At 73.1% G+C, this 14,003-nt stretch carries 14 protein-coding genes and 1 riboswitch; of the genes, 4 read left to right on the top strand and 10 right to left on the bottom strand.

Going from position 1 to position 14,003, the window contains the following annotated elements; translation table 11 throughout:
- Positions 1-78: 78 nt before the first annotated feature.
- Together OG928_RS04740 and OG928_RS04735 are read right to left on the bottom strand one after the other, a co-directional pair.
- Entirely contained in the window at positions 79-843 is a 765-nt protein-coding gene (locus OG928_RS04740) for a CbtA family protein (RefSeq protein WP_406279676.1), read from the bottom strand.
- 58 nt (positions 844-901) lie between these two features.
- Entirely contained in the window at positions 902-1,132 is a 231-nt protein-coding gene (locus OG928_RS04735; protein ID WP_406279673.1) for a CbtB domain-containing protein, read from the bottom strand.
- Between the two features lie 51 nt (positions 1,133-1,183).
- Positions 1,184-1,272: riboswitch (cobalamin riboswitch) on the bottom strand.
- Positions 1,273-1,419: 147 nt separating this feature from the next.
- Between OG928_RS04735 and OG928_RS04730 the strand changes: the two genes are divergently transcribed.
- Complete coding sequence (locus OG928_RS04730) at positions 1,420-1,995, top strand: histidine phosphatase family protein (RefSeq protein ID WP_406279670.1); 576 nt, start codon at positions 1,420-1,422, stop codon at positions 1,993-1,995.
- 48 nt (positions 1,996-2,043) lie between these two features.
- Here the strand turns inward: OG928_RS04730 and OG928_RS04725 are convergent, their stop codons facing one another.
- The 6 genes from OG928_RS04725 to OG928_RS04700 form a co-directional block, all read right to left on the bottom strand.
- Positions 2,044-2,454, bottom strand: coding sequence for a PPOX class F420-dependent oxidoreductase (locus tag OG928_RS04725; RefSeq protein WP_406279667.1), 411 nt, complete (start codon positions 2,452-2,454; stop codon positions 2,044-2,046).
- A gap of 83 nt (positions 2,455-2,537) precedes the next feature.
- Positions 2,538-3,518, bottom strand: coding sequence for an alcohol dehydrogenase catalytic domain-containing protein (locus OG928_RS04720; RefSeq protein ID WP_406279664.1), 981 nt, complete (start codon positions 3,516-3,518; stop codon positions 2,538-2,540).
- Positions 3,518-4,804, bottom strand: coding sequence for an aspartate aminotransferase family protein (locus tag OG928_RS04715; RefSeq protein ID WP_406279661.1), 1,287 nt, complete (start codon positions 4,802-4,804; stop codon positions 3,518-3,520). Before OG928_RS04715 ends, OG928_RS04720 begins: the two co-directional genes overlap by 1 nt.
- A complete protein-coding gene (locus tag OG928_RS04710) occupies positions 4,797-6,269 on the bottom strand; it encodes a trehalose-6-phosphate synthase (protein ID WP_406279658.1) in 1,473 nt (490 codons plus the stop codon). Before OG928_RS04710 ends, OG928_RS04715 begins: the two co-directional genes overlap by 8 nt.
- Positions 6,269-7,186, bottom strand: a complete 918-nt coding sequence (locus OG928_RS04705; RefSeq protein ID WP_406279655.1) for an SDR family oxidoreductase — start codon at positions 7,184-7,186, stop codon at positions 6,269-6,271. Before OG928_RS04705 ends, OG928_RS04710 begins: the two co-directional genes overlap by 1 nt.
- Complete coding sequence (locus tag OG928_RS04700; protein ID WP_406279652.1) at positions 7,183-8,448, bottom strand: MFS transporter; 1,266 nt, start codon at positions 8,446-8,448, stop codon at positions 7,183-7,185. Before OG928_RS04700 ends, OG928_RS04705 begins: the two co-directional genes overlap by 4 nt.
- 148 nt (positions 8,449-8,596) lie before the next feature.
- Between OG928_RS04700 and OG928_RS04695 the strand changes: the two genes are divergently transcribed.
- From OG928_RS04695 to OG928_RS04685, 3 genes are all read left to right on the top strand, one after another.
- Entirely contained in the window at positions 8,597-9,514 is a 918-nt protein-coding gene (locus OG928_RS04695) for a BadF/BadG/BcrA/BcrD ATPase family protein (RefSeq protein WP_406290784.1), read from the top strand.
- A 140-nt stretch (positions 9,515-9,654) separates the two neighbouring features.
- A complete protein-coding gene (locus tag OG928_RS04690; RefSeq protein WP_406279649.1) occupies positions 9,655-10,698 on the top strand; it encodes a sugar phosphate isomerase/epimerase family protein in 1,044 nt (347 codons plus the stop codon).
- On the top strand, positions 10,695-11,807 hold the full coding sequence (locus OG928_RS04685) for a sugar phosphate nucleotidyltransferase (protein WP_406279646.1): 1,113 nt from the start codon (positions 10,695-10,697) through the stop codon (positions 11,805-11,807). Before OG928_RS04690 ends, OG928_RS04685 begins: the two co-directional genes overlap by 4 nt.
- Here the strand turns inward: OG928_RS04685 and OG928_RS04680 are convergent.
- Together OG928_RS04680 and aroB are read right to left on the bottom strand one after the other, a co-directional pair.
- Positions 11,773-12,666, bottom strand: a complete 894-nt coding sequence (locus OG928_RS04680) for a carbohydrate kinase family protein (RefSeq protein WP_406279643.1) — start codon at positions 12,664-12,666, stop codon at positions 11,773-11,775. The two genes, OG928_RS04685 and OG928_RS04680, sit on opposite strands and share 35 nt — an antisense overlap.
- Positions 12,659-13,849, bottom strand: a complete 1,191-nt coding sequence (aroB, locus tag OG928_RS04675; RefSeq protein ID WP_406279640.1) for a 3-dehydroquinate synthase — start codon at positions 13,847-13,849, stop codon at positions 12,659-12,661. Before aroB ends, OG928_RS04680 begins: the two co-directional genes overlap by 8 nt.
- Positions 13,850-14,003 lie beyond the last annotated feature (154 nt).

The following is a 14,003-nucleotide window of genomic DNA, read 5'->3' as shown; positions in this document are numbered from 1 at the left end:
GCCGGCCGGGCTGGGTGGCCTCAAACGCCGGCCGGGCTGCTTGGCCTCAAGCGCCGGCCGGGCTTGAAGGGGTTGGTCTCAAACGCCGGCCGGGGTCGGTGGTGCCGGGATTTGTGTCGGCTGGTTGACTTCGGTGGTGGGGAAGAGGACTCGTTCGGCGAGGAGGCCGAAGAGGAGGCCGAAGGTGGTCCAGATGATGGCGTGCATGCCGAGGGAGGCCATTCGGAAGCGCCAGACCACCGGGGCGGAGAACTCGGCTGGGATCTCGTTGACGGTGGGCATCGCCCACATCGCGAGGCCGACCGCTGCGACGAAGGCCGCGACCGCGATCGGGATCGCGTTCCAGGCACCGAGACGTGGTGCCAGGTGGCGAGCCAAGAGCACCGCGGCCGCCGTGAAGAGCACCGAGAGCGCGACCATGCCGAAGTACAGCGTCGTGCGCCGGCCGATCGTGTCCGGGTCGCCGACGGCCGGCGGGTTCGCCGGGTACTTCAGGAACGGCACCACGATCACCACCACGAAGCCGAGCAGGGCCAGCAGCCCGGCCGTCGCGCGGGGCTTGAACGGCCCGATCCTGCCGTACGCGAACGCGAAGACCAGGGCGAACAGGCCGCCGATCGCGATCCCGTAGACGCCCACCCCGGTCAGCATGCCGATGGTGCTCTGCACCCCTCGGCTGACGATCTCCTCCTCGGGATGATCGCCGTGTGCGCTCGACTCGTGTTCCTCGAACGCGATCGCGTTGCGGACCTCCGGCTCGCCGAAGACCCACGCGAACACCCACGCCAGCACACCGGCGAGGACGCCGGTGAGCATGCCGCGGATCAACAGATTGCGCACCATGCGCGTGACTCCCTCTGGATATGCCGCTGTACGTGCTTGACGGAGAACCGCGAAGCCGTCAGTGGCAGGGGAAGCCGAGCAGGTGCCGACCGTCGTGGACGAACTCGTGCACGCCGGACCCCGAGAAGAGCGCGACCGCGCCCTGCTCGGAGGAGACGAAGTAGATCAGGAACAGCATCAACGCCCCGGCGAACACGGCCCACGGCAGAATCGCCTTGACCGGGATCGTGATCGGTGTGACGACGGGACGGGGAGCGGTCAGCGGGCCGGGAACGGCAGCCTGAGCCACAGAATCCTCCTTCGGGGCAACGCGCCCGTGTGCGGGGTGCGTCGCGGGAGGGTCTGACTCACGGCCGTCCGGGGGCCCGCTCGCGCGGGTCGGAGGCTCGATCACAGTGGCGCGTCCGTGCCGGGATCTCACCGGCTTCCTCGTCGCGACGCGAGGTCGATCGGAATCTAGAGGTCGACCGGCGAGCGGGTCAACGGGTGGGAACGATCTGCGCCAATACTTGTGCAAGTCTTGAACCGGGCGGACCGTGTGGAAAGCCGGCTGAATCCGGATCGAAGGGGTGATTCATGAGTACGCGCGTCACCCTGCTGTGCCATGCCGCGACGGGCGCGACCGAGCGGGCCGCCTTCGCCGTCGACGAGTCGCCGACCGCGCATGGTCTGGCGGCGGCGGAGCGGCTGGCCCCGATCACGCGCGGGCGTTCGGTACGGCCGGCACGCGGACCCGAGCTGCGCTGCGCCGCGACCGCCGTCGCGGTCGGGTTGGTCGGGGCGGTGGTGGAGCCGGCCCTGCGGGACGGCGATCACGGGACGTGGGCGGGCCGCACGCTCGACGATGTGCTGGCCGCGGACCCGGCGGGCGTGGCCGCGTGGCTCGCCGACCCGAACGCGGCTCCGCACGGCGGTGAATCGCTCGGCGAGGTACTGGCCCGGGTCGGCGACTGGCTCGACCGGCAGGCCGCAGGGCCGGGTCGGGTGGTCGCGGTGACCCACCCGATGGTCGCGCGCGCCGCCGTGGTGCACGCGGTCCGGGCGCCCGCGAACGTGTTCTGGCACCTGGACGCGGGCCCACTGGCCCGGGTCGACCTGACCCACAACGGCCCACGCTGGTCCCTTCGCGGCTTCGGCGGCCGGACGTCGTGACCCGGCGGGGTGCGGCCCGATCCGGATCCGGCCACCGCGCTCGACGGATCAGCCGGCCGCGGACCCGGTGAGCCGGGTCGGGGTGAGGCGGATGACCACGCGGACCGACTCCGGTGGGAGGGCGAGGTATTCGGCGCCGGCACCCGGGCCCTCGTACTTCTCGGCCAGCGCGACCGCGAGTTCGCGGCCGACGTCCTCGGTGACCGTGGTCGTGCCGCGCACCTCGACGTAGTGATCCGGGTCGGTGGGGTCGTAGATCGTCAGGCTCGCGCGTGGCTCCCGGCGCAGGTTGCGGTCCTTGAGCCGGCCCTCCTGCGACGAGATCAGGATGTCGTCGCCGTCCAGGCCGACCCACACGACGGAGGTCTGCGGTCCGCCGTCCTTGTTGACGGTGGCCAGGACGGCCGGATTCGGCGCTTCGAGGAGCTTGCGGGCCGCATCGCCCAGGGTGGTCGTCATGGAGCGGATCCTAAGCCGCCGATCACCCGCCCGGCTCGGCCAACCGCGCGGGCGTCGACACGCCCGGTGCGTGCGGCGGGGGGCTACGGGCGGATCAGGGTCTTGCCCAGGGGCCGGCCGGTGAGCTGTTCGAGGAGGACGGCCGGGAGTTGGGGCAGCGTGATCTCGCGGGTGATCAGGCGTTCCACGGGGAGTCGGGGGAGGACGTCGAGCGCGGCGGTGAAGTCGGCGGGAGTGGTGCCGTAGCTGCCGGCGATCGTGATCGGCTTGCCCGCCCAGGCGGTGCGTACCGCCTGTTCGCGGCGGCGGATCGGGTCGAGATCGCAGGCCAGGCCCGGGAGTCGGTCGCCGGGTGCGGTGCCGCCGTACAGCAGGACGAGGCCGTGCGGGAGGAGCAGGCGCAGGGCCTCGGTCAGAATGTCGGGGCGGACGAAACTGGTCGCGATCACCGCGGTGTCGAAGGCGGAGCCGGGCAGCGCGTCGATGGGCGAGACGTCGAAGCCGCGCTCGCGCAGGAACTCCGCGCGGTCCCTGCTGCGGTTGGCGAGCGTGACCTTCGCGCCGGCGAGTGTGGCCAGGCAGGCGATCAGCAGGCCGGCGGCGCCCGCGCCCAGAACCGCGATCCGGCGTTCGACCAGGGGAGTGCCGTCGTGCCTGGCCAGCGCGCCCACGCAGTGCCGGGCACAGGCGAGGGGCTCGGCGAACACCGCCTGCCGGTCCGGGAGGTCGGCCGGTACTCGGGGCAGCGCGGTGATCAGTCGGTCGGCCGACCCGGCCGCGTACATCTCGCTCGCGAAGCCGGTCGTCCGGGCCAGCGGGACATTGGGATCCAGGACCACGCGCGTGCCGGTCGGGAGCCGCGACCCGAGCGTGGACTCGGTGAGCACACCCACGAGTTCGTGCCCGAACTGACTCGCCCGGTGCCGCTCCCGCGCGACCTCCTTGAGATCCGAGCGGCACAGGCCGGCCAGCTCCACCCGGACCCGGACCCGGTGCTCACCCTGCGGCGGATGCGGCCGGCCGAAGCGCAGCCGAGGCCCGTCGGGGCCCAACTCCACGCGCATCAGCGGGAGTCCGGCGAGTCGATCGACTCCACCGCCTCCCCGAACCGGTCCGCGATCAGCCGCGCGTCGGCCGGGGTCAGGATCAGCGGTGGGCGCAGCTCGATCACGTTGCCGGCGCCGTGCTCGGACACCCGGGTGAGCACGCCGCGCGCGTACAGGGCGCGTTGCAGCGCCGCCGCCCGCTCGGGCGCCTTCCCGCCATCCGGCTCGACCAGTTCGACGCCGAGCATCAGGCCGGGCCCGCGCACGTCGCCGAGCATCGGGTACTCCTTCCGCATCGCCCGCAGGCGCTCGACCAGGATCGCGCCGACCGCTCGCACGTTCTCCAGGAAGCCCGGCCGCCGGACGATCTCCAGGGTCTTGACCGCGGCCGCCGCGCCCAGCGCGTGGCCGCCGTTCGTGAAGCCGTGCAGCGAGCGGTCCCAGTCGGCCATCCGCTCCTCGGTCAGGATCGCCGCGAGCGGCAGGCCGCTGCCGGTCAGGCCCTTCGCGACGGTCATCATGTGCGGTTGGACACCGAAGAGGTCGGCCGCGAACATCTCCCCGGTGCGCCCGAAAGCGGTCTGGATCTCGTCGAAGATCAGCACGATTCCGTGCTCGTCGCACAGCGCCCGCAGCGCCTCGAAGTAGCCCGGTGGCGGCACGATGTTGCCGCCCATCCCACTGATCGGCTCGATCAGCACGCACGCGACGCTGCCCGAACTCGCGTACGTGATGAAGTCCTCGATCCGCTCGACGCACAACATTCCGCAGGTGTCCGGGGTCTGCCGGTAGAAGCAGCGGAAGCAGTACGCGTCGGGAACGTGCAGCACGCCCGCCGCGTACGCCGGGAACGGCGCGCGCATCCGACTGCTGCCGTTGAACGCGGACGTGGCCATGGTCTGCCCGACATGGCCGCGGAACGGCACGATCACGTCGCGCCGACCGGTATGGTGCCGGGCGATCTTGATCGCGCCCTCGTTGGCGGTCGAACCGCCACTGCTGCGCAGGTTCACCCGGGTCAGGTTGGCCGGGCTGATCTCGACCAGGTCGCGCATCACCCGATCGGTCGGGCCGGTGCGGAACGACGAGCTCGCGAACACCAGTTCCTCGCTCTGCTCGCGGACCGCCGCCATCACCTCGGGGTGACCGTGGCCGAGCAGCAGATTGAACGTGCCGGATACGCAGTCCAGGTACTCACGGCCCGTCGAATCCCACGAGCGAACCCCCTCACCGCGCACCAACACCGCGTCGCCCAGCTGGTATTGGGCGACCTGGGCCATCCGCGCGGCGTCCGGCTCAGCCATCGCGGTGCTCCGCCGCGTCGCGGTGGTCGACCCCATCGCGGTGGTCCGCGTCGAGCCACTCCAACTGCGTGCGCACCCAGGTCTCCAGCGTCCACGGCTCGGCCACCCTGCGCCGCCGCTCGGCCGCCGCCTTCCGCTCCGGCGCGCTCGCGGTCAACGCGGCGATCAGCGCATCGGCCTGCTCCACCAGGTCGAACGGGTTGACCGTGCGGCACACCGGACCCAAAATCTCGGCCGCGCCGCACATCTCGGACAGGATCACGTCCGCGTCGCGCTCGTTGACCAACGGCCCCTCGAACGTGCTGAGGTTCTGGCCGTCCACCGTCGAGTTGAACATCAGCACGTCGGCCCGCCGGAAGCAGCCGATCGTGTGCTCGACCTCGTTGTCGCAGTGCAGGCGCACGGTGTCCGCGCCCAGTTCGGCGTTCGCCTCGGCGATCGCGTACTCCACCCGGCGCACGTAGTCGGCGTTCGCCTCGACATACAACCGGTTCGGATTCATCCGCACCAGCAGCCTGGAGTCGCGCACCCGAGGCTCCGCGCGATGCGCCGACACGAAGGCCCGTACGGCGCGTTCGGCGTTCTTCATCGGATCGGTGCGGCCGCTGTGTACGACCAAGGGGGCGTCACCCGCCCACTCCTCGATCCCGGCCGGCAGCCGCGGCTGGTCCGATTCGAGAGCCAGCGGGCTGTAGCCGAGCGGCATCGTGCGCACACCCGTGCGCCGGCCGCGCCATCGGACCACGCCCGCGTCCCGGTCGACCACGGCGTCGGGGATCAGATCGGCCACGCAGTCCAGGAAGTTGCGGCACCAGCGGTCCGCGAAGAAGCCGATCGTGGTCGCGGGCAGCATGCCCTCCAGGATCCCGACCCGCAGCGCCTTGGGCAGGATCCGCCAGTAGTCCGGCGAGGGCCACGGGATGTGCACGAACATCAGGATCGGCGCGCTCGATCGCACCGCGCGCAATCGGGCCGGAACGCCCACGAGTTGGTAGTCGTGCACCAGGTACACCGGGTCGGCGATCTCGGCCGAGTCGACGAGCAGCGCGCCGGCGAAGTCCTCGGTGAACTCGGCGAACCGGTCCAGGGCGGTGTACGTCTCGGCGCCGAACGTCGGCGTCGTCCACCGGTCCCAGCCGTAGTTGTTCGCGGCCCACATCAGCTGCGCGGTCAGGAAGCTCTGCACGATCTCGAACGTCTCCCGGTCGTGCCGCAGCAGCCGTACCCGGATGTCGCGGCCGGAGCGCAGCCGCAGCTCCAGACCGTCCGGATGTTCCCGGGCCGCCCGGTGGTCCTCGTCGGTGTCGGCGCTCGCGATCCAGGTCACGTCGAGCACGCCGGCCTGCTCGGCGACCACGTTTCCCGTACCGCCGGGTGCGAGCCACGGGCGCAGCGCGCCGGTCTCGGGATCGGGGGCGAAACTGACGGCGGCGCGCTTGCTGGCCAGGAACAGATGACGATCCATCAGGGCTGGTCCCTTCCGACGGCGACTCGTGCGGCGATCAGTGCGGTATCGGCCTCGTACACGTCGAGCGGGGCCAGGCCCCGCAGTTCGGGCAGGTGTGCGGCGCGCTCGCTGTGCAGGCACGCGTTGCGCGGGCGGCACGCGTACGCGGTGTCCCCGCGCGGCACGGCGGTCACCAGCGCGGGGTCCACGCCGTAACCGGTCGCGATGTGCCGGGCCCACGCCATCCGGGAGAGTCGGCGCGGCCCGCCCAGGTGCAGGACGCCGGTGTGCGGCGAGTCGAGCAGCGCGGTGGTCCACGCGGCGACGTCATCGATCAGGACCGGCGTGTTCCAGTGCCCGTCGGGCACCGCGACCGGCTCGCCGGCGGCCAGGCGTTCGGCGCAGGTGGTGAAGAAGTTGGGGCGCAAACCCGCGCGGTCCCACCCGTACACGAGGCTGACCCGCAGCACGAGCGCGTCGCCTGCGGCCAGGTACGCCTCCTCGGCGGCGAGCTTGGCGCGGCCGTACGCGTTGGCGGGTTCGGTCGGGTCGGACTCGGTACAACTGTCCGCGCGGCCGGGGAAGACGTTGTCGGTGGAGATCAGCAGCGCCCGCGCGGCCCGGCCCGCGAGCGCCTCGACCACATGCCGGGCCCCGGCCGCGTGCACCGCGGCCGCCCCGGCCGGATCGGCCTCGCACCACGTGATGTCCGACGGCCCGTGCGCGGCCACCACCGCGTCGGGGCGGACCGCGTCGACGACCGTGCGCACCTGCCGCGGATCGGCCACATCCACCGGGAGCCAGCGCAACCCGCGCGTCTCGGGCGTCGCGGGCCGCCGTCGCGAGCCGAGCACGACGCCGTGCCCCAGGCGGGCCAACCGCGTACCGACATGCCCGGCTATGTAGCCCGAACCGAACACCAGGACCCGGGTCATCGCGCGGCCCCCTTCTCGTTCTCGGTGTCGCCGTTGCCCTCGTTGCCCTCATGGCCGGGAGCCGAAGCCGAAGCGGCAGTGCCGGAGTTGTCGGCGTCGGCGTCGGCGCGCTCGGCCGGCAGCAAGCGCAACGCCTGACTGCCCGTCACCACCAGCACTCCGCACAGCGCGACCATCCCCAGCACGGTGGCCAGGCCGAACTGCCCGGCCAGCGTGCCGACCAGCGGCGGCGCCCCCAGGAACCCGGCGTAGGACACAGTCGTGACCACCGAGATCGCCTGCGGGCGGCGCTCCGGGCCGACCGCGCGGCCGGTCGCGGCGAGCAGCGTCGGCAGGACCGGCGCGAGGCCGATGCCCGCGAGCGCGAAGCCGGCAAGCGTGGCCCACGTGCTCCAGGCCGCCGCCGCGACCGCCAGACCGATCCCGCCCAGCGCGCCGCCGACGATCACGAGCGCGCGGTCGTCGACCCGTTCGCCACGCCACTGCGCGAGCACGCGCCCCGCGAACAGGCCCGCCATGTACGCGGCCGGACCGCACGACGCGACGAACTCGCCCGCGCCCAGGTCGTCCTCGAGGTGGATCGCGCCCCACTGCTCGACGGTGTTCTCCATCAGCAGCACCGTGCCGCCGACCGCACCGACCACCAGCAGGGCGCCCAGGAAGCGACCGGTCGCCCGGCCGGCGCGGGCCGGGTCGGCCGGGGCCGGCTCCTGTTCCTGCCACCGCCGCGGGTCGATCGCGAGGACCGCGCTGAGCGCGACGAGCACCGCGATCGTCATCAGGATCGCCCGGGCGGACGCGCCCAGATGCAGTGCGAGGCCGACGGCGGGCGCCGCGAGCACCATCGCGAGGGGGGTCGCCGCCTGCACCATGTTGAACAGCCGCTCGCCGGTCAGTGCCTCGCGCGCGGCGGTGGTCGCGTTCAGCGCCACCTCGATCGCCCCGCTCGTCGCGCCGACCAGCAGCAGCGCGGCCGAGAACGTCCACCGCGACCCGGCGAGCGCGACGGCGAGCGTGCCGGCCGCGAACGCGCCGGTCACGATGGGCAGCGTGCGCGGGCCGAGCCGGCGCGCGAGCGGCCCGGTCAGCAGCATCGCGGGCACCGCCGCGACCGGGATCGCGAACAGCGCGAGGCCGAGTTGCCCGGCATCGAGCCCGAGTTCGCTCTTGAGCGTGGGGATCAGCGCGGCCCAACCGCCCCAGAACAGGCCCCAACTCGTCGCGGGTGCCATCAGGCCGAGCACGCCGCCGGTGTGCCGCATCCACACTCCGTCCTTGGTCTGTGACCGAGAGTGTCGCCCACCGTACTGCCCGAGTACTACCTCGGGCACTACCCCGAGCCGGCATCCGGCACCGGTAGCGTGCTCCGAGAGGTTCGATTTCGGCTGACCGCGGAGGCTTTCGACGGTGATGTACTGGGCAATGGATGCCGGCGGCACGCGGACCACGGCGCTGCTCCCGGACGACGTCCGGTACACGCGGGGATCGGTGAACCCGGCCTCGGTCGGCGCGACCGCCGCGGAGACGCTGCGGCGACTGCTCGCCGAGATCGCTTCGGCCCTGGGCGGCACGTCGCCTTCGGTCGGCTGGTTGGCGAGCGCCTCCGTCACGATGGACACCCCGCCCGCCGAGATCGACCGGCTCGCCGCGCTCGCGCGGTCGGTGGGGCTCACCGGGCGGCTCGTGGTCTCCGGCGATGTGCCGCCGCTGTTGCTCGCGCCGCCCTCGGCGGGCCGCGGCGTACTCGTGGTGGCCGGTACGGGCTCGGCGTTCGTGGCGAGCGCGGGCCCCGACGCGGGTCCGCCGGTCGTGGTCGGCGGGTGCGAATACCTGGGCAGCGACGAGGGCAGCGCGTACGCGCTCGGTGCGGCCGGCCTGCGGGCCGCCGCGCGGGGAGCGGACGGGCGTGGCGCGCCGACGACGTTGTTCGCGGCCGAGGGCCCGCGCGAACTGGCCCGCCGGTTGGCCGCGGCGCCGTTCCCCAAGGCCGGGGTGGCCGCGCTCGCGCCGGCTGTGTGCGCGGCCTGGCAGGCGGGGGACGCGGTGGCGGGCGAGGTTGTGCGGGCCGCGCTGGACGACCTGGTCGAGGGGGTACGCGCGGCGCGCGAAGCGGCCGGCCTGGCCGGGACCTGGACGGTCGCGCTCAACGGCGGCGTGTTCCGGGGCTGCCCGCCGTACGCCGCCGAGCTGGGTCGACGCGTGGTCGGCGAGCTCGGCGCGGCCGAACCGCCGACCATGATCGCCGACCCGGTCGGCGCGGTGTACGCCGCGCTCGTCGCGAACGACGGTTGGCCGCCGAAGGGTTGGGCACATACCCGGACGCTGTGACCGACCGACGCGCAGCCGACGGAGGGGGAACGGTGACGACCCAAGGACCCCGAACACCGCAGGCACCCCAGGCACCCCAGGCACCCCAGCCTCAGCCACCTCAGCCAACTCAGGCTCCCGAGGCACCCCGAGCACCGCAGGTGCCCCGAGCACCGCAGGCACTCCGAGCACCGCAGGCAGTCCAAGCGCCACAGGTACTCCAAGCACCGCAACGACCGCAGGAACCACGCGCACCCATCCGACTCGGCCTGTGCCTCGCGGCGCTCGCGCCCGGCGGCCTCGACGGCGCCCTGCGCGCGGCGCGGCGGGTCGGCGTGGACGTGGTGGACCTGCCCGCCGACGGCTGCTTCGCGCTCGTGGATCCCGCGCGGCTCGCCGATCCCGCCCATCACGGCGAACTGCGCGACCGCTTCGCCGCGGCCGGCGTCGAGGTGGGCTGCGTCAGCAACAGCCGCGACACCCAACTCGTCCTGGGCCCGCACGGCCCGCACACCGACCCGGTGTTCGCCGGCCCCGCCGAGGCCAAGCACGCGCACGGGCTGCGCGCGGCGCTGGGCACGGTGCGGCTCGCGGCGGGCCTGGGCGCGCCGCTGGTGCGGCTGATGCTCGGCGTACCCGACCTCGCCCGCTGGCTGTCCTGGTGGGGGAGCGACGTGAGTTGGCAGGACAACGTGGACGCGTGGGTCCGTGCCGCGCGGCCGATCCTGGACCTCGCGGACGAGTCGGGCGTGCGGGTGGTGGTCGAACCGCATCCCAAACAGGTCGTGTACGACCGGGCCAGCGCACGGGCGCTGCTCGTGACGGAGTGCGGTGTCCGCCTGTGTGTGGACCCGGCCAACCTCGCCGCGACCGGGCACGATCCGGTGGCGGCCGTGCGCGGCTGGGGCGCCGATCTGGCGGCCGTGCACGCCAAGGACCTCCAGCGCTGGGCCGGCGCCGAAGCGCCGCGCGGCGCGGGCTGGACGCGCTACGGCCCGGGCCCGGCCATCCGCTTCCGGGCCCTCGGCGCCGGCGAACTGCCCTGGCCGGCCATCGTGGCCGCGCTGCTCGACGACGACTACCGGGGAGTGGTCTACGTGGAACACGAGGACGCCCTACTGCCGACGGAGCAGGGCATCGTCAATTCGCTCACCCTGCTGCGCACCCTCGTCCCCGCCGCCGAGGCCCCGGGGAGGACGTGGTGACGCTCGAAGGAGTACGCGGCGCGCTGCTCGCGGGCGGCCTCGGCGAACGGATGGGCCCGCTCACCGCCGACGTCTGCAAACCCCTCGTCCCGTACGCGGCGTCCTGCCGGCTGGTCGACTTCAGCGTCGCCAACGCGGTCCGCTCCGGCCTGCCCGAACTCGTCCTGCTGTCCCAGCACCGCGAATCCGACCTGGTCCGACACCTGGTCGCGCACTGGGACCGACACCCCGGCACCCGCCTGCACTTCGGCCCGCACGACGACCTGGCCCGGACCGGTCCCGGCGCCGTCCTGCCCGCACGCCCCGCCGAACGCGGCACCGCCGACGCGCTGCTCGCGAACGCGCCGTACCTCTTCGCCCCCGGTGCGCACGATCTGCTGGTCCAACACGCGGACCACGTCTACGTGTTCGACTACGCGCCGATGGTCGCCGCGCACCGCGAGTCCGGCGCCGACTGCACGATCGGCGTCCAGCGGATCGAACGTCGGTACGTGCACCTGTTCGGGATGGTCGAGACCGATCCCGACGCGCGGGTTCTGGCCCTGGTCGAAAAGCCCACCCACCCCACGTCGGACCTGGTCTTCACGGCGTTCTGCGTGTTCCGGATCGACCCGCTGCGCGAGGTTCTGGCCGACCTCGCCGCGCGCGGCGACGCCGGGTGGCGGCACGACATCAGCCGCGACGTGCTGCCCGCGATGATCGCCCGGGGTCGGCGGGTGACGGCGTATCAGGTGACCGACTACTGGGCCGACATCGGCACCGTCGAGCGCTATCGCACCGAACAGCTGCGGCTGCTCGACCACCCGCACCCGATCGCGGCCGGCGCGCTGCCCCGGACGCTCCCGGGCCTGGGGGACGACGCTCCGCGCTACGCCGCCGGGAGTCTGCTCGGCGCCGACGTACCACCGGGGGCGACCGTCGAGGGCAGCGTCGTGTACCCCGGCTGCCGGATCGAACCGGGCGCGACCGTACTGCGCTCGGTGGTCCTGCCCGGCGCCGCCGTCCCGGCGGGTCGCACCGTACGGGACGCGATCGTCACGCCGGCGGGGATCGTGCCGGCCGGCGCCGACCGGATCAGTCCAGCGCACGATCCAGCTCTTCCGCCGTGACGAACGACGTGTGCGTCCCGGCGGTGCGGACGGCGTGCGCGCCGGCGTGGGTGCCGGCCCGCACGCACGTGGCCCAGTCGCGCCCGGCCAGGTAGGCGTACAGGAATCCGGAGACGAAGCTGTCGCCCGCGCCGTTGGTGTCCACGACCTCGTCGGCGCGCAGCGGGAGCGCCGGCACGTGCCGCAGCGGCGCGTCCGGCAACTTGACGTAGCAGCCGCCGCCGCCCGCCATGGCGACCACGATCCGCGCCCGGCCCCGGGCCAGGACGTCCTCGGCGACCGTCTCGACCCGATCGCCGAGCCGGTGCGTGGAGGTGAACACGAGGTCGGCGCCGTAGGCGAAGTCCTGCCGCGACGGATCGATCCCGTCCCAGCCGTGCAGATCGGTCGAGGTCGACACGCCGGCCTCGACCGCGGCGGCGAGCGCGGGCCGGGTCCAGCCGCCGATCGACACATGCGCGTGCCGGGCGCGGGCGAGCGCGGGGCGGTACAGCTCGGGATCCACGACCAGGTCCCGGGGCAGCCGGCCGTCGTGCAGGGACAGCCGCTCGCCGTCCGGGCCGACCAGGTTGACGCTGCGCGGGGTGCCGCTGGGGTCGGTGACGTGCTCGAAGGACAGGCCCTGCTTCACGTAGTGCGCGAGCACGAACTCGCCCTCGGGGTCAGGGCCGAGCACGGCCGCGAAGTGCGTGCGCAGGCCGAGCGCGTGGCAGCCCAGGGCCACCCCGTTGCCGGTGTGCGCGACGTACTGCCGAATCGGCGGCACCTTGAAGTCGCTTATCGGCAGCGGCAGTTCCGGCACCCGCACGATGATGTCCACGCCGACCCCGCCGACCACGAACACGTCCAGTTCAGCCATCGCCGCCTCCGTGCGAACTCGCGAGGGTGGACTCGGCCGCCGGGGAGACCACGAGCGCGGCGTGGATCTCCTCGTCGGTCACGTCGTCGGTGATCACCGTCTCGCCGAGCGCGGTGGGCAGCACGAACCGCAGCCGCCCGTCCCGGATCTTGCGGATCTGACCGAGCGCCTCGATGGTGGTGGCGGGGTCGAGCCGGGCGGGCAGCGCGGCCAGCGTGGTGGGCAGGTCGACCCGGTCGAGCAGGCCCGTCACGCGCTCGCACAGGGCCGGATCCAGGAGCCCGCGCCGCTCGGCGATCCGCGCGGCACAGGCCATCCCGAACGCGACCGCCTCGCCGTGCAGCACCGGGCCGTAGCCGGTCGCCGTCTCCACCGCGTGCCCGATGGTGTGTCCGAGGTTCAGCGGTCGACGCAGGTCCCGTTCGTACGGATCGCGCGAGATCAGGCGGCACTTGAGGACGCTGGAGGCGTGCACGAGATCGGCGGTGGTGGACGGCTCGGCCGCCAGGATCGCCCTGTGCTGGTCCTCGATCAGCGCGAACAGCTCGGGGGAGGCGATGATCCCGGTCTTGATCGCCTCGGCGAGCCCGGCCCGCAGGCCGCGACCGTCCAGCGTGCGGAGGTAGCCGACGTTCGAGACCACCGCCTTGGGCTGGTAGAACGCGCCGATCAGGTTCTTCGCGGACGGGTGGTCGATCGCGACCTTGCCGCCGAGCGCGGCGTCCACGTGCGCGAGCAGCGTGGTGGGCACGTTGATGTAGGGGAGCCCGCGCATGTACGCGCTCGCGACCCAGCCGACGGTGTCCATCACCACGCCGCCGCCGACCGCGAGCAGCACGTCGCGGCGCACGAGCGCGGTGCCGGCCAGCCAGTCGAGCAGCGTGCTCGCGGTCCTCAGGCTCTTGCTGGCCTCGCCGGCCGGAAAGGAGGTGCTCACCACGTCGAGTCCGGTCGCGGCCAGGCGTTCGGCGAGTCGGCGGGCGTGCAGCGCGTACACGGTGTGGTCGGTGACGAGCGCGACGCGCCGGCCGCCGAGCTCGGCGCACAGGTGCGCGAGGGCGGTGTCCTCGTCGAGACAGACATGTACCGGATACGTATCGAGCCGCCGGGCGGTGGCTGTGATCGGGGCGCCCGGACCTCGTGGCAGCGCGAGCTGTTCGGATACTCGGACGTATTCGGTCATATATTCACATCCCGGCGGCTCAACGAAAACGTCGCAGACAATCCGGATAATCGCTGCCGAAATGATTGCGGCGAGCGCTACGAAAAGTCAACAAGGACGCACCGAGGGTGCGCGTCGCGAACCGGTGGACTTCCCGCCGCTATTCGCGGCGCTC

Source organism: Embleya sp. NBC_00896 (assembly GCF_045207785.1).
GTDB lineage: Bacteria > Actinomycetota > Actinomycetes > Streptomycetales > Streptomycetaceae > Embleya.
The sequence above is the reverse complement of the archived record's forward strand: the minus strand, read 5'-3'. Positions and strand labels throughout refer to the sequence as shown.

Coding starts and splice junctions, on each gene's coding strand:
- OG928_RS04710 (WP_406279658.1), bottom strand. CDS start 6,269: ATGGATCGTCATCTGTTCCTGGCCAGCAAGCGCGCCGCCGTCAGTTTC.
- OG928_RS04700 (WP_406279652.1), bottom strand. CDS start 8,448: ATGCGGCACACCGGCGGCGTGCTCGGCCTGATGGCACCCGCGACGAGT.
- OG928_RS04740 (WP_406279676.1), bottom strand. CDS start 843: ATGGTGCGCAATCTGTTGATCCGCGGCATGCTCACCGGCGTCCTCGCC.
- aroB (WP_406279640.1), bottom strand. CDS start 13,849: ATGACCGAATACGTCCGAGTATCCGAACAGCTCGCGCTGCCACGAGGT.
- OG928_RS04715 (WP_406279661.1), bottom strand. CDS start 4,804: ATGGCTGAGCCGGACGCCGCGCGGATGGCCCAGGTCGCCCAATACCAG.
- OG928_RS04705 (WP_406279655.1), bottom strand. CDS start 7,186: ATGACCCGGGTCCTGGTGTTCGGTTCGGGCTACATAGCCGGGCATGTC.
- OG928_RS04680 (WP_406279643.1), bottom strand. CDS start 12,666: ATGGCTGAACTGGACGTGTTCGTGGTCGGCGGGGTCGGCGTGGACATC.
- OG928_RS04730 (WP_406279670.1), top strand. CDS start 1,420: ATGAGTACGCGCGTCACCCTGCTGTGCCATGCCGCGACGGGCGCGACC.
- OG928_RS04695 (WP_406290784.1), top strand. CDS start 8,597: ATGTACTGGGCAATGGATGCCGGCGGCACGCGGACCACGGCGCTGCTC.
- OG928_RS04725 (WP_406279667.1), bottom strand. CDS start 2,454: ATGACGACCACCCTGGGCGATGCGGCCCGCAAGCTCCTCGAAGCGCCG.
- OG928_RS04720 (WP_406279664.1), bottom strand. CDS start 3,518: ATGCGCGTGGAGTTGGGCCCCGACGGGCCTCGGCTGCGCTTCGGCCGG.